Source organism: Dechloromonas aromatica RCB (assembly GCF_000012425.1).
On record NC_007298.1, the window covers coordinates 627,153 to 648,735 of the forward strand.

Annotated in this window: 17 protein-coding genes; 11 read left to right on the forward strand and 6 right to left on the reverse strand. The window is 61.7% G+C overall.

The features are described 5' to 3' along the window. Nucleotides 1-173: 173 nt before the first annotated feature. The 6 genes from DARO_RS02925 to DARO_RS02950 are packed head-to-tail and all read left to right on the forward strand — an operon-like array spanning nucleotide 174 to nucleotide 9,453. Complete coding sequence (locus tag DARO_RS02925; RefSeq protein ID WP_011286330.1) at nucleotides 174-1,619, forward strand: NADH-quinone oxidoreductase subunit M; 1,446 nt, start codon at nucleotides 174-176, stop codon at nucleotides 1,617-1,619. Nucleotide 1,620: 1 nt separating this feature from the next. After that, nucleotides 1,621-4,659: a DUF2309 domain-containing protein gene (locus DARO_RS02930; protein ID WP_011286331.1), complete on the forward strand. Its 3,039-nt coding sequence runs from the start codon at nucleotides 1,621-1,623 to the stop codon at nucleotides 4,657-4,659. Continuing rightward, complete coding sequence (locus DARO_RS02935) at nucleotides 4,656-6,182, forward strand: proton-conducting transporter transmembrane domain-containing protein (RefSeq protein WP_011286332.1); 1,527 nt, start codon at nucleotides 4,656-4,658, stop codon at nucleotides 6,180-6,182. Before DARO_RS02930 ends, DARO_RS02935 begins: the two co-directional genes overlap by 4 nt. An 11-nt stretch (nucleotides 6,183-6,193) precedes the next feature. Further along, nucleotides 6,194-7,693, forward strand: coding sequence for an NADH-quinone oxidoreductase subunit M (locus DARO_RS02940; protein WP_041224683.1), 1,500 nt, complete (start codon nucleotides 6,194-6,196; stop codon nucleotides 7,691-7,693). Further along, nucleotides 7,690-9,147 (forward strand): NADH-quinone oxidoreductase subunit M, encoded by a 1,458-nt coding sequence (locus tag DARO_RS02945; protein WP_011286334.1) that lies wholly within the window; start codon nucleotides 7,690-7,692, stop codon nucleotides 9,145-9,147. The genes DARO_RS02940 and DARO_RS02945 overlap by 4 nt, the downstream gene beginning before the upstream one ends. A gap of 39 nt (nucleotides 9,148-9,186) precedes the next feature. Then, the gene (locus tag DARO_RS02950) at nucleotides 9,187-9,453 is read left to right on the forward strand and encodes a hypothetical protein (protein WP_157037127.1); all 267 of its coding nucleotides are present in this window, start codon (nucleotides 9,187-9,189) and stop codon (nucleotides 9,451-9,453) included. Between the two features lie 3 nt (nucleotides 9,454-9,456). Here DARO_RS02950 and DARO_RS02955 read toward each other — a convergent pair whose 3' ends face one another. Further along, nucleotides 9,457-9,795 carry a zinc ribbon domain-containing protein YjdM gene (locus DARO_RS02955; protein WP_011286336.1) on the reverse strand — a complete coding sequence of 113 codons (339 nt, stop codon included), beginning with the start codon at nucleotides 9,793-9,795 and terminating at the stop codon, nucleotides 9,457-9,459. Between the two features lie 12 nt (nucleotides 9,796-9,807). Then, a complete protein-coding gene (locus DARO_RS02960; protein ID WP_011286337.1) occupies nucleotides 9,808-11,499 on the reverse strand; it encodes a SulP family inorganic anion transporter in 1,692 nt (563 codons plus the stop codon). Between the two features lie 105 nt (nucleotides 11,500-11,604). Between DARO_RS02960 and DARO_RS02965 the strand changes: the two genes are divergently transcribed. Then, nucleotides 11,605-11,799, forward strand: a complete 195-nt coding sequence (locus DARO_RS02965; protein ID WP_011286338.1) for a ribbon-helix-helix protein — start codon at nucleotides 11,605-11,607, stop codon at nucleotides 11,797-11,799. On the opposite strand, the gene DARO_RS02970 is transcribed toward DARO_RS02965, so the two are convergent. Both DARO_RS02970 and metG read right to left on the reverse strand, forming a co-directional pair. Next, nucleotides 11,796-12,122, reverse strand: a complete 327-nt coding sequence (locus tag DARO_RS02970; protein WP_011286339.1) for a hypothetical protein — start codon at nucleotides 12,120-12,122, stop codon at nucleotides 11,796-11,798. The genes DARO_RS02965 and DARO_RS02970 overlap by 4 nt on opposite strands. Nucleotides 12,123-12,539: 417 nt before the next feature. Next, on the reverse strand, nucleotides 12,540-14,630 hold the full coding sequence (gene metG, locus DARO_RS02975; RefSeq protein ID WP_011286340.1) for a methionine--tRNA ligase: 2,091 nt from the start codon (nucleotides 14,628-14,630) through the stop codon (nucleotides 12,540-12,542). 196 nt (nucleotides 14,631-14,826) lie between these two features. On the opposite strand from metG, the gene DARO_RS02980 reads away from it, so the two are divergent. From DARO_RS02980 to DARO_RS02995, 4 genes are all read left to right on the forward strand, one after another. Then, nucleotides 14,827-15,510 carry a response regulator transcription factor gene (locus tag DARO_RS02980; protein ID WP_011286341.1) on the forward strand — a complete coding sequence of 228 codons (684 nt, stop codon included), beginning with the start codon at nucleotides 14,827-14,829 and terminating at the stop codon, nucleotides 15,508-15,510. Nucleotides 15,511-15,586: 76 nt separating this feature from the next. Further along, nucleotides 15,587-16,678 (forward strand): iron-sulfur cluster carrier protein ApbC, encoded by a 1,092-nt coding sequence (gene apbC / locus DARO_RS02985; RefSeq protein ID WP_011286342.1) that lies wholly within the window; start codon nucleotides 15,587-15,589, stop codon nucleotides 16,676-16,678. A gap of 71 nt (nucleotides 16,679-16,749) precedes the next feature. Then, nucleotides 16,750-17,316, forward strand: coding sequence for a dCTP deaminase (dcd, locus tag DARO_RS02990; protein WP_011286343.1), 567 nt, complete (start codon nucleotides 16,750-16,752; stop codon nucleotides 17,314-17,316). Between the two features lie 71 nt (nucleotides 17,317-17,387). After that, the gene (locus DARO_RS02995) at nucleotides 17,388-19,616 is read left to right on the forward strand and encodes an arginine/lysine/ornithine decarboxylase (protein ID WP_011286344.1); all 2,229 of its coding nucleotides are present in this window, start codon (nucleotides 17,388-17,390) and stop codon (nucleotides 19,614-19,616) included. A gap of 9 nt (nucleotides 19,617-19,625) precedes the next feature. Here the strand turns inward: DARO_RS02995 and DARO_RS03000 are convergent, their stop codons facing one another. Both DARO_RS03000 and glgA read right to left on the reverse strand, forming a co-directional pair. Next, nucleotides 19,626-20,117, reverse strand: coding sequence for a dihydrofolate reductase (locus DARO_RS03000; RefSeq protein ID WP_011286345.1), 492 nt, complete (start codon nucleotides 20,115-20,117; stop codon nucleotides 19,626-19,628). An 8-nt stretch (nucleotides 20,118-20,125) separates the two neighbouring features. After that, nucleotides 20,126-21,583, reverse strand: coding sequence for a glycogen synthase GlgA (gene glgA, locus DARO_RS03005; RefSeq protein ID WP_011286346.1), 1,458 nt, complete (start codon nucleotides 21,581-21,583; stop codon nucleotides 20,126-20,128).

Here is a 21,583-nt window from a genome sequence, read left to right on the forward strand (position 1 = left end):
GAGGTTGGGGGGAAACATGCAATTTAACCAAGCAGCCATGTCGTGTCAAACCAGCATTCCAGCTCATACGGCTGCATTGGCTTTGGCAAGGCGTGTCTGGAAAGTGCTGTACGCTGGCATAATCCCAGTATGAAAATAAAGATAGCCGAGCTGACTGGCGGAGGGGCCAGGACATGCTGAAGGTGCTGGTTTTCTTGCCGGTGGTGGGGGCTGTCCTGCTGGCGGTGCTACCGGCGCGTCGCGCTTTGCCTTTGTGGCAGGTCGCGATGGCTTTTGCCTTGGCTTCGCTCGGTTATGCCCTCTGGCTGGCCACCCGTTTCGAGCCGGCCGGAGCGGCGGTGCAGATGTTCGAAAGCCGGGCCTGGAATGTCCGGCTCGGTTCCTATTTCGCCCTGGGCGTCGATGGCATTTCGCTGGCCATGGTCTTGTTGACGGCCCTGCTGTCGCTGATTGCGGTGCTGGTATCGCGGCGCATGGAGCAGGGGGCGCGCCTCTATTTCATGCTGGTGCTGCTCCTTGAGTCGGCCATGTTCGGCGTATTCACGGCGCGCGACTGGTCGCTGTTCTATGTCTTCTGGGAAGCGACGCTGCTGCCGCTGTTCTTCCTGATCGACCGCCTGGGCGGGCCGAACCGCCAGCGGGCGGCGCTGAATTTCTTTCTGTATACGCTGGGTGGCTCGGTGTTCATGTTGGTCGCGCTGCTCTTTCTCTACGACGCAGCGCCCGGACACAGTTTTGCCATGGCCGATATGGCCGAGGGCGGGCGCGGGCTGCCGCTGAATACACAATTGCTGATCTTCGCCGGCCTGTTCATTGGCTTCGGCGTCAAGATGCCGGTCTTTCCCCTGCACGGCTGGTTGCCGCTGGCCCATGTCGAGGCGCCCAGCCCGGTTTCGATCCTGCTCTCCGGTGTATTGCTCAAGATGGGCGCCTACGGCCTGATCCGGGCAGCCGAAACCTTGCCGGCTGCACTGCTGGCGACGCAGGACTGGCTGGCCATCCTGGCTTTCATCAGCCTGCTCTACGGCGGCATCCTCGCCTGGCGGCAGCAGGATTTGAAGGCAATGGTCGCCTATTCGTCGATTTCGCACATGGGGGTGGTCCTGCTCGGCATTGCCACGCTCAACGTCACCGGCCTGACCGGGGCGGTGGTGCAGATGGTGGCGCATGGCCTGACGGCTGCCACGCTGTTCCTGGTCGTCGGCCTGCTTTACCAGCGCACGCACAGCCGTGACCTTGCCGACTATGGTTCAGTGCTCGGCAAGGCGCCGCGTTTTGCCTTCTTCATAGCCTTTGGCCTGCTGGCGGCCATCGGTCTGCCGGGCAGCGCCGGCTTCATTGCCGAACTGCATGTGCTGGTGGCCGGCTACACCCGCTGGGGAGGCTGGGTACTGCTGCTGGGGGTGGCCATGCTGGTGGGCGCTGCCTACAGCTTGCGCGTGATCGGCCGCCTATGTCTGAAAGGCGAGACGATGGATCTGCCGGACATGACGCGTACCGAAACCTTGTGTGGCGGCCTGCTCGCCGCGTGCATACTGGTCCTTGGCCTGTGGCCGGCGCCCTTGCTTAAATTGATTGCCGGTAGCGTTGGCCGGGTCGCCGGATTGTTCGGGGGCTAATATGAGCGCCGCGCACGAATTGCCCATCCGCGAACGACTGGCCCACTGGGTGGAGCATCTGACGCACGTGCTGCCGGCTCAGGCGCCGATTCGCGATTTCGTGCATCACAATACCCTGCATGGCTTCCAGCATCTGCCTTTTACCGAGGCGCTGGCCTCTGCCCAGGCGCTGACCGGGGCGACAACGTATTGGCCGGAATCGCGTTTCCGCGAATGTCTGGCCAGCGGGCGGATCAGCCCGGATGACCTGAGCGCGGCGCTGGATGATTTTGGCGTCGGCGATCTCGATCAGCCGGTCGTCCGCAACCTGACCCGGCGCGACATTCTGCTGGCCAGTCTGAGATTCGGTTGCGAAGCGCCCAATGCCTGCCGCCAGGCATGGCTGCTTGATGAAACATCGCTCGCAGATGATCCGCTCTTTGCCTATTTCTGCCGCTCGGTCGAGCTGGCACCAAGCAAGGGGGCGTCGGAAAACTGGCAGGTGCAGGCGCTGGCCCGCTGGGACGCGCTTTGTGGTCGCGTCGGCCGGACGTGGACCTGGCGCGCCCTGCTTGAATACCTGAGCGGGGAGGATGTGCTTGAATGGACGCGCAGCATCCTGCAGCGTCACCTGGCAGCCCACCTCGATCTTGGCGTTGCTGCCTGGCGCAACCCGGCGCAGGGACAGGGGTTCTTCGCCGCCTGGCGGGCCAGTGCCGGACTCGATATGGCCTGGGAAATGGATGAGTTGCCCAATGCGCGCGACGAAATCCTGCACCTGCCGGATAGCCCGCTGGATGTGCTGCTCGAAGAACTGCCCAGGCTGGTGCCCGATCACAGCCAGTGGTATGGCTATCTTGAGCGCCTGAGTCTCGAACTTCCTGGCTGGTCCGGCATGTTCCTGTGGCGTGACCGCAATCCCGGTCGCGGCGATGGCACGCCGATTGCCATGCTCGATTACCTGACCGTGCGCGTCTTGCTCGAGCGCCTGCTGACCGACGATCTGTTGCGCCGCCTGGCGGGGTCGCCGCTAAGCTTGGCCGAATTGCACGCCTATTACGCCGCCCGACCCGAGGAGTTTCTGGTTCGCGCCGCGCTGCATGAGCCTGGCCTGCCCGAGGACTTGTTGGGGCGGGCGGCACATCTGGTGCAGCTGGCTCGGGAAGGGCATGTTGACGTGGCTGAATGGCGGCGTCTGGCTGCGGCTTTGGCCCCCGCGATGGCGGCAGCGCAGGACGATGGTGCTGCCTGGCAAATGGCTGGTCTGAGTCGCCAACTTGGTTTGACGCCAGCCGATCTGGAAATGCTGAGTGGCGATGATCTGACGGCCTTGCAAACCTGTGCCGCCAGCCTGTCATCGTTGCAGCGCGGTCATATCTGGCTGCTGGCTTACGAACGCCATTACCGCGAACAGCTTTTCTCGGCGCTGACCGCCAATCATCCACGCCAGGCCACGCCAGCCGCGCCATCGGCCCAGGTCGTCATGTGCATGGATGACCGGGAGGAGGGCACACGCCGCCACCTCGAAGAAATAGCCCCCGATGTCGCCACCTATGGCGCGGCAGGTTTCTTCGGCGTGCCGATGTTCTGGCAGGGGCTGGATGATGCCGGCAAAACCGCGCTTTGTCCGGTCGTCGTCCAGCCGACCCATCTGCTCCGCGAGCTGCCTGCCGCAGGCGAGGAGGGCTCGCTGGCCGGGCATGCGGCTCGCCGTGAAAAACGGTTGCGCTGGAATGAGCGGCTCTATCAGGCGACCCGTCGCCGTGCCGTGGCCGGTCCCGTGCTGACGGCGCTCGGCGCTGTGCCCGCATTAGCTTCACTGCTGGCGGTGACGCTGGTACCCGGCTGGTTCGGCGAAACGGCGCGGCGCTGGCGCGAGCAATACGAAGGCCGGGTGTCGACCCGCCTGGGGCTGACCGCCGAGCAGCCGGTGGCCGCCACGCCGGAGCAGCCGCAGCTCGGCTTGACCGATGCCGAGCAGATCGAACGGGTCGAAGCCTTCCTGCGCATGATCGGCTTGACCGCGGGCTTTGCGCCGCTGGTCCTGATGTTTGGTCACGGTTCGGGCAGCCAGAACAACCCGCATCTGTCGGCCTACGATTGCGGGGCCTGTTCCGGCAAGCATGGCGGGCCGAATGCCCGGGTTTTTGCGGCGATGGCCAACCGGCCGGCCGTGCGTGCCGGACTCGCAGCACGCGGTCTGTCGATCCCCGACAGCACCTGGTTTGTTGCGGCGGAACACAACACTTGCGACGATGGCATCGAGTGGTATGACCTCGACAGCACGCCCGAGCGTTTCCAGGCTGCCGTCGATCGCTTGCTTGGCCAGATGGCCGAAGCCTGCCGGGCCCACGCCGCAGAACGCTGTCGCCGTCTGGCTTCGGCGCCATTCAAACCGTCGCCGTGGAAGGCCCGCCAGCACATGATCGGCCGCGCCAACGATATTTCCCAGGCCCGGCCCGAACTGGGCCACGCGACCAACGCTGCTGCCTTTATCGGCCGCCGGCAGATGAGTCGCGGCCTGTTCCTCGACCGCCGGGTCTTCCTGATTTCCTATGATCCGGTCGGCGATGACGACGGCTGCATCGTCGAAGGCATCCTGCTTGCCGCCGGCCCGGTCGGCGCCGGCATCGCTCTCGAATACTATTTCTCGACCGTCGACAACGAGCGCTTCGGTTGTGGTTCGAAGATCACCCACAACATCACCGGCCTGTTCGGGGTCATGGAAGGCGCCGATTCCGACCTGCGTACCGGCCTGCCGTGGCAGATGGTCGAAATTCATGAGCCGATGCGTCTGCTGGTTGTCGTCGAGCAAACGCCAGAAGTACTGACTGCCATCGTCGGCCGTCAGCCTCCCCTGCAGGAACTGATCAATAACGAGTGGATCATCGTGGCCGCCAAACACCCGATCACCGGCGCCATCGATCTCTATTGCCCACGCCGTGGCTGGCTGCCGTGGTCCGGTCAGGCCGTGCTGCCGCAGGTCGCGCGCTCGGTGGACTGGTTTGCCGGCGAGTCCCAGCCATTGGCCCCGGCGATCATTCTTGGAGGCGTTCGATGAGTGCCTTGCTAAACCATTTGCCGAACTGGGTCTGGCTGGTACCGGCCCTGCCGTTGCTGGTCGTGGTCATCAACGGTGCCCGCGTGCTGCTTGGGCTGGCCAGTGGCGATGCTGCCGAGTCACTGACCGCCCGCCTGTCCTCGCTGGCTGCGTTCGGTGGACTGGTCCTGCTGCTCGCCATCGACGGTCTGGCCTTGCTGCATGGTGCGCCGGGCCACCGCCGCCTCGGCCACTGGTTCGGTACCGGCAACTGGGAGGCGACCTTCTCGTTCATGCTCGACCCGTTGTCGCTGACCCTGGGCACGCTGACGGCGCTGATCGGCTGGCTGGTCATCCGCTTCTCGGCCAATTACCTGCACCGTGAGGCAGGCTTCCACCGCTTCTTCATCGCGCTCAGCTTTTTCCTGGCCGGTATCCAGCTCGTGCTGCTGGCCGGCAACGGCTTGCTCGCTTTCGTCGGCTGGGAAATGTGCGGCGTCTCATCCTTCCTGTTGATCGGCTACGCCTGGCATCGGCCGGTGGCGACCGGTAATGCCTTGTTCGCCTTCATTACCAACCGGGGCGGCGATGCCGGCTTCCTGCTCGGTCTCGGTCTGGCCGCCACCTGGCTGGGCGGGTTCGAATGGACGGCCCTGTCCCTGGCGTCGAAGATCAGCGTGGTCAACGACCGCCTGCTGGTCATCGGTTTTGTCATTGCGGCGCTGGCCAAGTCGGCCCAACTACCTTTTTCGGCCTGGATCAGCAGGGCGCTCGAGGGGCCGACGCCCTCGTCGGCGATTTTCTACGGCGCGGTGATGATCCACGCCGGGGTTTATCTGATGCTGCGTCTTGAGCCGCTGCTGGTGCAGGTGCCGGATGTCATGTTCGGGCTGGTCGTCGCTGGCCTGCTGACGGCGATCTATGCCTGGCTGTGCGGGCTGGTGCAGACCGACGTCAAGTCGGCCCTGATCTTCGCGACGCTGTTCCAGGTCTCGCTGATGTTCGTGGCCATCGGCCTGGGCTGGACGACGCTGGCGCTGGTTCATCTCTGCCTGCATGCCGCCTGGCGAATCTGGCAGTTCCTGCTTGCCCCGTCGTGGCTGGCCATGACTCGCGACCGACCACCACCGCCGCCGGCCTGGCTGCGCCACAACCAGTTGCTGTACACGATTGCCCTGCAACGCTTCTGGCTCGACAAGCTGTCGCATACGTTGCTCGTTGAGCCGACCGAATCCTTTTCCCGCGATGTGCGCGCCCTCGAAGAGCATTTCATTGACCATGCCATCGGCCAGCCCGGGCAAGGCAAGGCGGTCCATGCCGATCGTCCGCTGGTCGTCGCCGATGGCTTGCCGGGGCGAGTGCTGGCGGCCGTTTCCGATGTGCTGCAACATATCGAGTATCGCCTGCTGCTGCGCGGCAAGGGCGGCATGGCGGAAAAACTGATGCACCGGGCCGGTGCCTATCTGCGGACGCTGGAACATCTGCTCGAACAGCCGCGCTACCTGATGATGGCGGTGATGGCGACTTTCGTGGTGATCCTCTAATGGGCAGCGCCATGAAGCCGCTCAGCGAAATCTTCTGGTACCAGCAGGCCGGCTTGCCGCTGCTTCTGCTATTGCAATTGCTGCCGCTGTTCGGGGCGGCAGTCGTGTTCGCCTTCAAGGAGCGGGCGACGGCGGTGGTCGCCGGCAAGGTCTTCGCGCTGGCCGAACTGCTTCTGGCCATCGTCACGGTCAGCCATATCAACCCCTTGTCGCCGTCGCTGCAACTGGCCGAACGCTTCGTGCCGCTGGCCTACCACGTCGCTGTCGACGGGTTGAGCCTGCTCTTTTTGCTGGTGGCTGCGCTGCTCACCCTGCTGATGACGCTATACGGCATGAGTCGCGGCATGATCTCGCCGGGCCGCCTGTTTGCCGTGCTACTGCTGGCTGAGGCCGGGCTGGCCGGTATGCTGGTCACAGTCAATGTCGCCTGGTTCGCGGCCTTCTCGGCGCTGGAACTGTGGGCGGTGGTCTACCTGCTGCGGCGCTGGGCTTCATCGCGGGCCGAAATCCAGGCGCTGGCCCGTTTTGTCCAGTATCAGGCCTTTGGCTGGGCCTTGTTCGCGGCCGGTTGCCTCGTGCTCGGCTGGGGGCATGCCGAGGCGACCGGTGGGCGCTGGAGCTTCGACCTGTTCGATCTGGTTGGCGCCATCCCGGTCGGCAAGTTCCAGACCGCGGCCTTCTACCTGCTCTTCTACGGCTTGGCCGTGCGCACGCCGCTCTTTCCGCTGCATGGCTGGCTGCCCAACATGGCGCAGCATGGCTTGATCGCCGTTGCCCCTGCGCTGATGGTTGGCGTCAAGGTCGGCATCTACGGCATGCTGCGTTTCGTGCTGCCGCTGACCCCGGCGGCGGTCCAGTACTGGCAGCCCTACGTCGTCGGCTTTGCCATGGCCGGGGTTTTCTTTACGGCGGCGCTCGCCTTCCAGCAGACCAATCTGCGTCGTCTGCTCGCCTTTGCCGTGGTTAGCCATACCAGCCTGCTGGTCATCGGCCTGTTCAGCCTGCACGAATCCGGCATCCAGGGCAGCATGCTGCTGGCCGCCAACTTCGGGCTGGCGGTGACCGGCATGTGGTTCATCGTCGGCTTCGTCTTCCGGCGGACGGGAACAACCGAGTTGCACGAACTGTCCGGCCTGTTTGAGCGCATTCCCTTCCTGGCCATTGCCTTCCTGATCTTCGGTCTGGCCATTGTCGGCATGCCGGGGACGCCGGGCTTCGATGCCGCCCACCTGATTCTGGAGGCCTCGATTGACCAGTTCGGTGCGCTGTCGACCGTCGCGACGGCACTCGGTAATGTCGCTGCCGCCGGTTTCTTGCTCTGGGCTTTCCAGAAGGCTTTTCTGTCGCAGGCCAAGGCTGGCGGCCACGATGTCGACAAGACACTGCCCATGGAATATCTCGTCTGCGGTATCGCGCTGGCCGCCATGCTGGCCATTGGCTTTTTCACCGAACCCTGGCTGTATCTGACGGAAACGGCCAGCCAGGCAGCGGCAGCGAGGTTCGCCCGATGAATTTGCCGCTGCTCTCTCTGCTGGTTTTCCTGCCGCTGGCCGGGGCTGGCCTGATCTGGTTGTTGCCATCCCGTGCCACCCGGCCGGTGGTCGCGCTGAGCATGATCATCACACTGGCGCTCGGGGTTGCGGCATTGGCAGCCTATGAGCCGTCTGGAGCGCGTTTCCAGCTTGTCGAGCGGGTGTCGTGGATTGCCAGTCTGAATGTGCATTACCTGTTGGGGATCGACGGTATTGCCGTGCTCTTCCTGCCGGCGACTGCGTTGCTCTTCCTCGGTTCGCTGGTCGCCAGCTGGAATGCGGTGCACGATGCACCGCGCTTGCACTACAGCCTGCTGCTTCTGCTCCAGACGGCGAATCTGGGTATTTTCTGTGCGCTCGATACCGCGCTGTTTTTCGTTTTCTGGGAGCTGACGCTGGTGCCGCTCTACTTCCTGCTCGGCCGCTGGGGCGTGACGACCGGCCGTGCGGCAGCCGCGACCCGCTACTTCCTGATCATGCTGGCCGGCGGTATTCCCTTGTTACTCGCCTTCGTCATTCTCGCCGTCAGCCAGTCGGTGCCGACCTTCGACCTGATGGCGCTACTGGCGGCTCCCTTGCCGCGTTCGACCCAGACGGCGGTCTTCCTGCTTTGCCTGATCGGCTTTGGCGTCAAGGTGCCGCTGGTGCCGTTGCATACCTGGCTGCCGCAGTTTTCGCTGGCGGCGCCCGGTTCGCTGACCGCACTGCTGGTCGGCCTGAAGCTCGGGGCCTTCGGCCTGATCCGCTTTGCCGTGCCGCTGGCGCCGGACGCCGCGCTCGACATGCACTGGCTGCTCGCCGGCCTGGGTACGGTAGCCATCCTGTATGGCGCGGTCGGCATGCTGGCCCAGAGCAACTTGCGCGTCGGCCTAGCCTACGCCAGCATCTGCCACGTCGGGCTGGCCGTGCTCGGTCTGGCCTCTTACACGGCCCAAGGGGCGCAAGGGGCCGTGTCGCTGTTGCTCAGTTTCTCCGTCGCCACCGGCGGGGCTTTCATCCTGCTTGAGTTCCTGCGCCAACGCACCGGCTCCACCGACATCCATGCGCTCGGCGGGGCGGCCAAAACCATGCCCTTGCTCGCTACCGGCTTCCTGATCTGTGGCCTGGCCGGGGTGGGCATGCCGGGGACCAGCAGTTTTCCCGGTGAATTCCTGCTCATCATCGCCGCGCTGCACAGCCATACCGGGGCCGGCATGGCCGCCCTGTTCGGCCTGTCGATTGCTGCGGGGGGCTTTCTGGCGCTTTACCGAAAGGCTTTCTTTGGTCCGGTCGAGCGGGAGAGTGTGGCTCAGGCAACGGACCTCAGACCACGCGAATGGGCGGTGCTGGTCGCGCTGATCGTCATGATCGCCGGCATCGGTATTTATCCCGGGCCCTGGATCGAGATTGTCCGACCGGCTGCCGAGGTCTGGGCGGCTGGTTTGGTGCGTTGAGAGTGTTGTATGCCTGACAAACGATTAACCACTCGGCTGATGGCGGCGGTCTTTGCCCTGCTGGGCATTGTTGCAGTCATTTTCGACTGGTCGTTCGTGATCGGCCGGCGTGGATTTGATACCGCAGACGGCGCATCGGCACATTACATCGGGACTTTCTGGTTCGTGCTGGCGCTGATTACCCTGAGCACGCTGATTGCCGAGCCGAAACTCCGGAAGAGCGTCGGCTCGCTGTTGGCAATCATTTTGGCAATCTGCCTGTTCGGCCCTTTGCTGTACATGCTGCTGGCCAAACAGTTCGCTTGAAAATCAGGCTTTCTTGACGAACTCTGACTTCAGTTGCATCGCGCCGATGCCGTCAATCTTGCAGTCGATATCGTGATCGCCTTCGATCAGGCGGATGTTCTTGACCTTGGTGCCGACCTTGACGACCGATGACGAGCCCTTGATTTTCAGGTCCTTGATCACGGTCACTGAATCGCCATCCTGCAGTTCATTGCCGTTGGCATCGCGCCAGACGCGCTTTTCCTCGCTGGCTTCGACGGCGGTCTTCGGCCATTCATGGGCGCATTCCGGGCAGACGTAGTTGTCCCCATCCTCGTAGGTGTATTCCGAATTGCATTTCGGGCAGGTGGGCAAGCCGCTCATGGTGATTCCTTTTCAGTAGTCTTCTTCATGGCTGCCCATCAGATTGGGCAGCAGGATGTAGGCGCGCTGGAGGGCGCTGGAGAGGTCCGGGCAGACATTATCATCGCCCAGGTGATCGACGAAGCCGGAGCGATAAAGCAGCGAGCCGGGTTGGGAGTTCAGGCCACAGACGAGCAGCGTGCAACCGCGCTTCTTCAGCTTGTCGAGCAGGCTTTCCAGTCCTTCAAGGCCGGTCGTGTCGAGCTGGATCAGTTGCGTCATGTCGAGAATGACGACTTCCGGATGGCCGGCGGCTGGGTCAAGCAGGGCTTCGAGCTTGTTGACCGCGCCAAAGAAAAGCGAGCCGAAGAGTTGCCAAGCGGCAACCCGCATCGTGCCGTCCGGGTAGAGGAATTGCGGCTCGCTGGCCTCTTCGCGCAGCGGCCGGCGCTCGACACGGGTCAGCTCCGACATGCGGTAGATGAAGAACAGGCAGGCCAGCACCATGCCGAGTTCGACGGCAATCGTCAGATCGAAAAGCACCGTGACGATGAAGGTGGCGAGCAGGATGATCCGGTAGTTGTAGGTGTAGCGCTGCAATTCCCTGAACTCGTGCCATTCGCCCATGTTGATGGCAACGACCATGACGATGGCCGACAGCGTGGCGAGCGGCACGTAGGAGGCGAGCGGGGCGGCAATGAGCACGACGCCGAGCAGCACAAAGGCGTGGATGATGCCGGCGATCGGTGTCCGGCCGCCGCTCTTGACGTTGGTTGTCGTCCGGGCGATGGCCCCGGTGGCGGCGAAACCGCCGAACAGCGGGGCGACGATATTGGCCAGTCCCTGGGCGACCAGTTCCTGGTTCGGGTCATGGCGATCGTCAATCTGGCCATCGGCAACGCGGGCCGAGAGCAGGGACTCGATGGCGCCGAGCAGGGCGATGGTGATGGCCGGCGAGATCAGCTGGCCAAAATCGTGGATCGACAGGTCGGGCAGGCCGAAGTGGGGCAGTTCTTGTGGAATGCCGTGGAAGCGGCTGCCGATGGTCTCGACTGGCAGGTCGAAGATGTAGGAAACCAGGGTGCCGACGACCAGGACGGCGAGCGGGCCCGGGGCGCGGCGCAGTATTGCGATGCGCTGGGCCAGCCAGTTATACGAAAGCAGGAAGATGAAACAGGCCGAGGCCAGCCCGAGGGTTGGCAGGTCGACAGTGTCGGCGTAGGCAGCCAGCGTCTTGATGCGGTGGAAAAATTCGGCGGGCAGGCTCTCGATTTTCAGGCCGAAAAAATCCTTGATCTGAGCGAGGAAGATGACGACCGCGATGCCATTGGTGAAGCCGATGACGACGGTCACCGGAATGAAGCGGATCAGCTGTCCCATGCGGGCCAGGCCCATGGCAAGCAGGAAGACGCCGGCCAGCATGGTCGCCCCGAGCAGGTTGCTGAAACCGTGAATGGCGACAATGCCGTAGATGATGGGAATGAAGGCACCAGTCGGGCCGCCAATCTGCACGCGTGAGCCGCCCAATAATGAGGTGATCAGACCGGCGACGATGGCCGTCCAGATACCGGCGGTCGGTGAGCAGCCGGAGGCAATGGCGAAGGCCATGGCCAGTGGCAGTGCAAGTACGCCAACCGTAATCCCTGCCGCGATGTCCTGGCCTAGCTGCGTTCGATTGTAGGTCGGCAGGCAATCCAGCAACTTCGGGTGGAAGGCGATTTTCATGGAATGGGCTCACAGGGTAAGCGCTGCATTATATGAGTGTATGATTAATCGTCAATGTTAATCACATGTTAATATGGTGTGACACAACCCTAATATGAGCGAAGCATGGAGAACCGAACTGCACGTCTGACGATCCTGATCGATCCCCAGAAGAAGAAAATTTTTGAGGAAATCTGCGCGGCCAATGACCTGACATCATCGCAGGTGGTGCGTCGTCTGGTTCGTCAGTACATCATCGACAATGCCGGCAGTCGTGAGTTGCCCGACTGGCTCAAGCCAAACAACAAGGCTGGCGACTAGTCTGTTTCGCTACTTGGGCGAATTTTGTCCGGGTGGTTGGCGGCGATATAGGCATCGTAGCGGGCCTGCATTTCCGGCGCCTGCTTGGCGATCTCGCGCAGGATGCGGGCAACCGACCAGAGCATGACCGCTGCACCACCGGCTGTGCAGATGACGGCCTCCGCCATTGAGGTCGGAAAGTTGGCAATGATGGCCCCCTTGCCGGCGGCAAACCAGCTGGCGCCAATGCCAACGCAAGACAGGCCAAAAACATCGGCCAGGGCATAGGCGAAGATCGGTCCGGTCAGTTGCGGGCGTGGCGGGCGGATTGATGGTTTGAGCATGGGATTGGCGGTACTCGATGGTGGTTGGCAAATAGTCTTCTAAAAGACTTGACAAACTGAATGTCAAGGTTTGAGTTATGCACAGTGACGGGGCGCTTGTTGAGACGGGGTGATTATGGGCTGGTGTATTTGTTGAATTAACCGGTGATTTTGATATATCGTTTTAAATCAACAGGTTGCGAATGAGCTTAAGTTTCAGGCAGGGTAACAAAAAACCTTGTGGAACGGTCACTTAGCGCATTGCCTCCAGTTTCATTCACAGACTTATCCACAGTTTTTGTGGATAGTTTCAAAAGCCTAAACCCTGTAGCTAGATTGGGGTGCTAAGTTAAAGTGATACTTGAAGTTGATGGGCGCTTTTGTTGCGCCGCAGCAAGGAAACGGCCCGCTAAGCGGGCCGTTTCCATTGGCATCAATTTACTTGACGCGCATGCCTGGCTGAGCGCCGGAATCCGGCGATAGCAGGAAGATGCCCGGGGTTTTTCCTTCGCCATCAGAGGCCGCGAGAACCATTCCTTCCGACAGGCCAAATTTCATTTTTCGCGGTGCCAGATTGGCGACCATGACGGTCAGTCGCCCGATCAACTGCGCTGGGTCGTAAGCCGCCTTGATGCCGGCGAAGACATTGCGGGTTTCGTTGTTGCCGACATCCAGCGTCAGGCGCACCAGCTTGTCGGCGCCTTCGACGTGTTCGGCGTTGGCGATGCGAACAATGCGCAGATCGACCTTCATGAAGTCGTCAATATTGCAGAACGGTTCCCACGGGCTTTCGGCCGTCACCTCGTTTTGCTGGTGTTCGGCATGGCGCTGCTGGGACTGGGCTTCCGGCGCCGGAGCCAGCGATTCCTTGTTGGCCTCGACCAGCTTTTCGATCAGCTTGGGATCGACGCGGGTCATCAGGTGCTCGTAAGCATTGATCGCATGGCCGCCGGCGAGCAGGCTTTGCGTGTCGGCCCAGTGCAGCGGGGCGATGTTGAGGAATTTCTCGACCTTCTCGGCAACGATAGGCAGGATCGGCTTCAGCAGCACGGTCAGCAGGCGGAACAGGTTCAGCGCATTGGTGCAGGCAGCGTGCAGTTCGACTTCCTTGCCTTCCTGCTTGGCCAGCTCCCAGGGCTTGACGCTGTCGACGTACTGGTTGGCGGCATCGGTCAGCGCCATGATTTCGCGCATGGCCTTGCCGAACTCGCGGGCTTCATAAAGCTCGGCGATGCGACTGGCGGCTTCCTGGATGCCCTTGATGGCCGGCAGCTCGGCAGTGGCCGGGGCCAGTTGGCCGTTGAAGCGCTTGGTGATGAAGCCGGCCGAACGGCTGGCAATATTGACGTACTTGCCGACGAGGTCGGAATTGACGCGGGCGACGAAGTCATCGAGGCTGAGGTCGATGTCTTCCATCGTCGCCGACAGCTTGGCCGCATAGTAATAACGTAGCCACTCAGGGTTCAGCCCGGTCTTCAGGAAGCTCTCAGCGGTGATGAAGGTGCCGCGCGATTTGGACATCTTGGCCCCATCGACGGTCAGGAAACCGTGCGCGAAGATCTTGGTCGGCGTGCGGAAGCCGGCATGGGCCAGTTCGGCCGGCCAGAACAGGGCGTGGAAGTAAAGAATGTCCTTGCCGATGAAATGGTAGAGCTCGGTCTTGGCGTCGGGTTTGAAGTATTCGTTGAAGTCGAGGCCGTTGCGCGCGCACAGGTTCTTGAACGAGCCCATGTAGCCGATCGGTGCATCGAGCCAGACATAGAAGTATTTGCCCGGCGCATCGGGAATCTCGAAGCCGAAATAGGGCGCGTCGCGTGAAATGTCCCAGTCGGTCAGCTTGTTCTCGCCGGGAGCGCCCAGCCATTCCTGCATCTTGTTGGCCGCTTCGTTCTGCAGCACGCCGTTGTCGCGACTGGTGTACTGGCGCAGGAAGGCTTCGCAGCGCGGGTCTGACAGCTTGAAGAAATAGTGTTCAGAGGTACGCAGTTCCGGCTTGGCGCCGGAAATGGCGGAGTACGGTTCCTTGAGGTCGGTCGGCGCGTAGGCGGCACCGCAGGACTCGCAGTTGTCGCCATACTGGTCCTTGGCGCCGCACTTCGGGCACTCGCCCTTGATGAAGCGGTCCGGCAGGAAGAGTTGTTTGACCGGGTCGTAATACTGCTCAATGGTCCGCGTTTCGATCAGGCCGGCAGCGCGCAGCTTCAGATAGATGTCATTGGCGCAGTCGCGGGTTTCGTCGGAGTGTGTGCTGTAGTAATTGTCGAAACCGACATGGAAACCGGCGAAATCGCGGGAATGCTCGCCATGCACGCGGGCGATCAGTTGTTCCGGGGTGATGCCTTCCTTTTCCGCGCGCAGCATGATCGGGGTGCCATGGGTGTCATCGGCGCAGACGTACCAGCATTCGTTGCCGGACATCTTCTGGAATCGTACCCAGATGTCGGTCTGGATATATTCGACCAGATGGCCGAGGTGAATGGCGCCATTGGCGTAGGGCAGAGCGGAAGTGACAAGGATTTTGCGCGACATGAGAGGCCGGTGCTTTAAAGGTAAAGCGCGATTTTACCGCGAGGAATCATGGTGATGAGTTGCAAACGGAGATTCATTAGCATCGCCTGAATTTGTTACGGAAAGTAAACGAGTGTGATCACTTGGTAAATTTGCCGGTGGCATTGTTGCTCCGGGGGCTGGTTGGGCGCAAAATTCAACAAAAATGGGAGGGTATATGAACTTTGCGGTCGTTGAAGACAGCAGAAGCCAGGCTGAGGTCCTGAAGGCGCTTTTAAAGAGTGAAGGCCATCAGGTTGAGGTGTTTGCCGAGGGCAAGCTTTGTATCGAGGCCCTCAAGAGCCGGAGTTTCGACTTTTTCGTCATTGACTGGAATCTGCCGGATATCGGTGGTGACGAAGTTCTGAAGCAAGTCCGTGAACATTGTGGCTGGGAGGTGCCGGTCCTGTTCTGCACCGCTCGTACCGATGAAGAGGCGGCGGCCGATATCCTGCGTCTCGGGGCCGATGACTATGTTCCGAAGCCGATTCGCTACATGGAGTTCCTGGCCCGGGTTCAGTCCTTGCTGCGTCGCCGGAAGCCGCGTTCCAGCACCCTGCGCTTCGGTAGCATCGAAATCGATCTTGAGGGGCGGCGCATCTGTTTGGGCGGGCTGGACGTCGAACTGACCCAGCGTGAATTCGAGCTGGCCGTCATCCTACTGCGTAACGTGGGCCGCGTGCTGTCGCGGGAGGAATTGCTGACCAGCGTCTGGTCGAAGGAAGCCGGGGTCGATACCCGCACGGTCGATACGCATGCCAGTCGTTTGCGCAAGAAGCTGGGGCTGGCTGGTGAAAGTGGCTTGATGCTTTCCTCGGTGTATGGCCAGGGTTATCGACTGGATACGGTTCAGCAGGCCTGATCCTCTCTCCGGGTTTGGGTTATACTAGACAAAATTGGTCGGGTATTCCCGGCGGTCACCCAAAACCGGAGATTTCATGAGTCTTTCAGAACAGCAAATCAAGGCTGCACTTTCTGCTGCGGTCGATCCCAATACAGGTAAGGATTTCGTCGCCGGCAAGGCGGTGAAGAATATCAAGATCGACGGTGACGATGTCGCCTTCGATATCGAGCTCGGCTATCCGGCCAAGACCCAGATCGATCCCATCCGCAAGCAGGTGATCGCTGCCGTGCGTTCGGTGCCGGGTGTCGGCAATATTTCGGCCAACGTCTATACCAAGATCGTCGCTCACTCGGTGCAGATGGGCGTCAAGCTGATGCCGGGCGTCAAGAACATCATCGCAGTGGCTTCCGGCAAGGGCGGCGTCGGCAAGAGCACGACAGCGGTCAATCTGGCCCTGGCGCTGGCTCAGGAAGGCGCCAGTGTCGGTATTCTCGATGCCGATATCTACGGTCCGTCACAGCCGCAAATGCTCGGCCTGGCCGGTCAACAGCCGGAATCGAAGGACGGCCAGAGCATGGAGCCGCTCGAGGCCTATGGTCTGCAGGCGATGTCCATCGGTTTCATGGTCGATGTCGAAACGCCGATGGTCTGGCGCGGCCCGATGGTCTCCCAGGCCCTCGACCAGCTGCTTGGCCAGACCAACTGGCACGATATCGACTATTTGATCGTCGACATGCCGCCAGGCACTGGCGATATCCAGTTGTCGCTGGCCCAGAAGGTGCCGGTGACCGGCGCCGTGATTGTCACCACGCCGCAGGACATCGCGCTGATCGATGCGCGCAAGGGCCTGAAGATGTTCGAAAAGGTGAATATCCCCATCCTCGGCATCGTCGAGAACATGAGTATCCATATCTGTTCCAAGTGCGGCCACGAAGAGCATATCTTCGGCGAGGGCGGTGGCGAAAAGATGTGCAAGGACTACGACGTCGAATTTCTGGGCAGCCTGCCGCTGGAAATGGCCATTCGTCAGATGGCCGATGGCGGCAAGCCGACCGTGGTCGGTGACCCGGATTCGCGCACGGCCGAGATCTATCGCGGCATCGCCCGCCGTGTGGCGGTCAAGATTGCCGAGAAGGCCAAGGACATGACCTCGAAATTCCCCAATATCGTGGTTCAGAACACTTAAGTTTTTGTGAAAACCACACACAAAGGCGGGTAAAATCCCGCCTTTGTTTTTTGTCGTTCGGAACCGGAAAAATGACCATCAAATCAGATAAGTGGATACGCCGTATGGCGGCAGAGCACGGCATGATCGAGCCGTTTTCGCCAGAGCTTGTGCGCGAAGCCAATGGTCAGAAAATTGTTTCCTACGGTACGTCGAGCTACGGTTACGACATCCGCTGCGCCCGCGAATTCAAGGTGTTCACGAATATCAACTCGACCGTGGTCGATCCGAAGAACTTTGATCCGAAGTCTTTCGTCGAAATCGAGTCTGACGTCTGCATCATTCCGCCAAATTCATTTGCCCTGGCCCGCACGATGGAATACTTCCGCATTCCGCGCTCGGTGCTGACCGTCTGTCTTGGCAAGAGCACCTACGCCCGCTGCGGCATCATCGTCAATGTGACGCCCTTCGAGCCGGAATGGGAGGGCCACGTGACGCTGGAGTTTTCCAACACGACGCCGCTGCCGGCCAAGATCTACGCCGGCGAAGGCTGTGCCCAGGTGCTGTTCTTCGAATCCGACGAGATTTGCGAAACCTCATACAAGGACCGTGGCGGAAAGTACCAGGGGCAGGAAGGCGTTACCCTGCCCAAGATTTGACGCCAGACCGTAACGAAAACGTCTTATTCTGTGACCCGCTGCGGCGGGTCGCCGCTTTTTAAGGATTCACCATGCGCTTCCACTTCCCCATCATCATCATCGACGAGGACTTCCGCTCGGAAAATACCTCGGGCTTCGGTATCCGCGCCCTGGCCGAGGCGATCGAGAAGGAAGGCATGGAAGTGGTCGGGGTGACCAGTTACGGCGACCTGACCTCGTTTGCCCAGCAGCAGAGCCGCGCCTCGGCTTTCATCCTGTCGATCGACGACGAGGAACTGGCGCTGGAGCCCGAAGAAACGCTGGCCGAGCTGCGCGCCTTCGTCAAGGAAATCCGCAATCGTAATGCCGAGATTCCGATCTTCCTGCACGGCGAAACGCGCACTTCGCGCCACATCCCGAACGACGTGCTGCGCGAACTGCACGGCTTCATCCACATGTTCGAGGACACGCCGGAGTTCATCGCCCGCAACGTCAAGCGTGAGGCGCAGGCCTACCTCGATTCGCTGCCGCCGCCGTTCTTCCGGGCGCTGACCCACTACGCGGCCGACGGTTCGTATTCGTGGCATTGCCCTGGCCACTCGGGCGGCGTTGCCTTCCTTAAGTCGCCGGTCGGCCAGATGTTCCACCAGTTCTTCGGCGAGAACATGCTGCGCGCCGACGTCTGCAATGCTGTCGAGGAACTCGGCCAGTTGCTCGACCATACCGGCCCGGTGGCCGCTTCCGAGCGCAACGCAGCCCGTATCTTCAATGCCGACCATCTGTATTTCGTGACCAACGGCACCTCGACGTCGAACAAGATTGTCTGGCACTCGACCGTCGCACCGGGCGATGTCGTGGTTGTTGACCGCAACTGCCACAAGTCCATCCTGCACGCCATCATGATGACCGGGGCGATCCCCGTTTTCCTGATGCCGACGCGTAACAATTTCGGCATCATCGGGCCGATCCCGAAGAGCGAATTCGCCTGGGAGAGCATCCAGAAGAAGATCGCCGCCAATCCCTTCATCACCGACAAGACCGCCAAGCCGCGCGTGCTGACGATCACCCAGTCGACCTACGACGGCATCCTCTACAACGTCGAGGACATCAAGGACATGCTCGACGGCAGGATCGACACCCTGCATTTCGACGAAGCCTGGCTGCCGCACGCCGCCTTCCACGATTTCTACGGCGATTACCACGCCATCGGCGCCGATCGTCCGCGCTGCAAGGAGTCGATGATTTTCTCGACGCAATCGACCCACAAGCTGCTGGCCGGCCTCAGCCAAGCCTCGCAGATCCTGGTGCAGGATGCCGACAACTACAAGCTCGACCGCGACATCTTCAACGAAGCCTATCTGATGCACACCTCGACCTCGCCGCAGTATTCGATCATCGCTTCCTGCGATGTGGCGGCGGCGATGATGGAAGAGCCGGCTGGTACGGCGCTGGTCGAGGAGTCGATTGCCGAAGCCCTCGATTTCCGCCGCGCCATGCGCAAGGTGGACGAAGAGTGGGGCGCCGACTGGTGGTTCAAGGTCTGGGGGCCGGACGACCTGTCCGAAGAGGGTATCGAAGAACGTGAGGCGTGGATGCTCAAGCCGGGCGAGCGCTGGCACGGCTTCAACAATCTGGCCGACGGCTTCAACATGCTCGACCCGATCAAGGCAACGATCATCACCCCGGGCCTCGACGTCGATGGCGATTTCGCCGACGAATTCGGCATCCCGGCGGCCATTGTGACCAAGTACCTGGCCGAGCACGGCGTTATCGTCGAGAAGTGCGGCCTGTACAGCTTCTTCATCATGTTTACGATCGGCATCACCAAGGGCCGCTGGAACACGCTGGTCACCGCGCTGCAGCAGTTCAAGGACGATTACGACAAGAACCAGCCGCTGTGGAAGGTATTGCCCGAGTTCGTGCAGAAGAATCCGCGTTACGAGCGGGTTGGTTTGCGCGATCTATGCACGCAGATTCACAGCGTCTACAAACACAATGACGTCGCCCGTCTGACCACCGAGATGTACCTGTCGGACATGGTCCCGGCCATGCGTCCGGCCGATGCTTTCGCCAAGATGGCGCATCGCGATATCGAGCGCGTGCCAGTCGATGCCCTTGAAGGCCGGGTTACCGCGGTGCTGTTGACGCCATATCCGCCGGGCATTCCGCTGCTGATTCCGGGCGAACGCTTCAACAAGACGATCTGCAGCTACCTGAAGTTTGCCCGCGAGTTCAACGCCCGCTTCCCCGGCTTCGAGACCGACGTGCACGGTCTGGTCAAGGGCGGGGACGGCAGCTACTACGTCGATTGCGTGCGCTGAACCCGGCCGCTATTTGCGGCGATAGGTCACAAAAGAAAACCCCGTTCCGCTTTGGCTGGGCGGGGTGTTTTTTTGTGTGACTGACCAGTCGGTTGCTGCGATTTCCGGGAACCAGGCATCGCCTGCCGGTTCGAGGTCGACGTCGGTGATTTCAAGGCGGTCGGCGACTGCCATCGCCTGTTTGTAAATCTGCTCGCCGCCAATGATAAAAACGCTTTCAGCCGTCGACGCCAGTTGCAGGGCGTTTTCCAGCGAGTTGGCAACTTCGGCGCCGGGGGCGGCGTAATCGGCCTGGCGGCTGATCACGACGTTGCGGCGACCCGGTAGGGGGCGGAAACGTGGCGGCAGCGACTCCCAGGTCTTGCGACCCATGACCACGGTCTGGCCGGCGGTCAGCGCCTTGAAGTGCGCCATGTCCTCTGGAAGGTTCCAGATCAGCGTGTTGTCCTTGCCGATCACCCGGTTTTTGGCGACGGCGGCGATGAGAATGATTTCGGGCATGCTGGTGCTTAAGCTCGGGTAGCGATGGCGTCGCGATAGAGCGCAACGTATTCGTTGGCGGCGTGCGTCCAGGAAAAATCCCGGCGCATGCCGTTCTGCTGGATGCGCTGCCACAGTTTCTTGTCCTGCCAGGTGCGGCATACATGCTCGATGGTCAGCCAGAGTGCATGCGGCGTGTCGCCGTCGAGCACAAATCCGTTGGCCGACTTGTCGGCCAGCGTGTCTTCACAGACATCGACGACCGTATCGGCCAGGCCGCCGGTGGCGCGAACGATGGGCGGCGTGCCGTAACGCAGGCTGTACATCTGGTTCAGGCCGCAGGGTTCGAAGCGCGATGGCATCACGAAGCAGTCGGCGCCGGCTTCGATACGATGGGCAAGGCCTTCATCAAAGCCGATCTTGACGACAATCTGCGCCGGGAAGCGCTTGGCCAGCTCAACGAAACCCGCCTCCATAAGCTTGTCACCGCTGCCCAGTACGACCAGTTGGGCCGGTAGCTCGGGCAGGCCTTCGGCGACGGTGAGCAGCAGGTCGAGGCCTTTCTGGCTGGTCAGACGGCTGATCACACCGAACAGCGGGCGGTCAGCGGTGACCTCCAGCCCCATTTCGGTTTGCAGTGCCGCTTTGTTGGTCCGCTTGGCAGCCAGGCGGTTGGCCGCATAGCCGGTCGCCAGTACCGGGTCGGTGGCCGGATTCCAGAGGTCGGTATCAACGCCGTTCAAAATGCCGCGCAGTTCCGCGCTGCGGTGGCGCAGCAGCGGGGCCAGGCCATAGCCGAAATGCTCGTCCTGGATTTCCCGGGCATAGGTCGGGCTGACCGTGGAAATCTGTGAGGCGAGTTGCAGGCCGGCTTTCAGGAACGATAGCTGGTCGTGATATTCGACCCCATCGAAACGCCAGGCGTGTTCCGGCAGGCCAAGGGCGGCCAGCATTTCGCGACCGAAGCAGCCCTGGAAGGCGATGTTGTGCACGGTGACGACGCTGGCCGCACCGCCCTGGTAATGCAGGTAAGCTGGTGCGAGGGCGGTTTGCCAGTCGTTGGCGTGGACGATGTCGGGCTGCCAGCTCAGCGGTGAATCCGGCTGGCCGAGGCGGGCGGCAACCCGCGACAGCAGGCCGAAGCGCAGCGCATTGTCGGGCCAGTCGCGGCCAGTGGCATCGAGATAGGGGTTGCCCGGGCGGTCGTAGAGTTCCGGGCAGTCGAGCAGCAGCAATTCCAGCTTGCCGGTCTGGGCGGCAAGCAGCCGGGAGGCCGGCAGTCCCGGGGCGAAGGCGGGCAGTTCAGCGACCGTCGTCGCTGTCGGGAAAGCCTGTTTCAGCGCCGGGTAGGCCGGCAGCAGGACGCGGATGTCGTGGCCGGCCTTGCGCAAGGCGGCAGGCAGGGCGGCGGCGACATCGCCGAGACCACCGGTCTTGACCCAGGGGGCCATTTCGGAGGTGGCAAAGAGAATCGAGAGCGAGCTCAT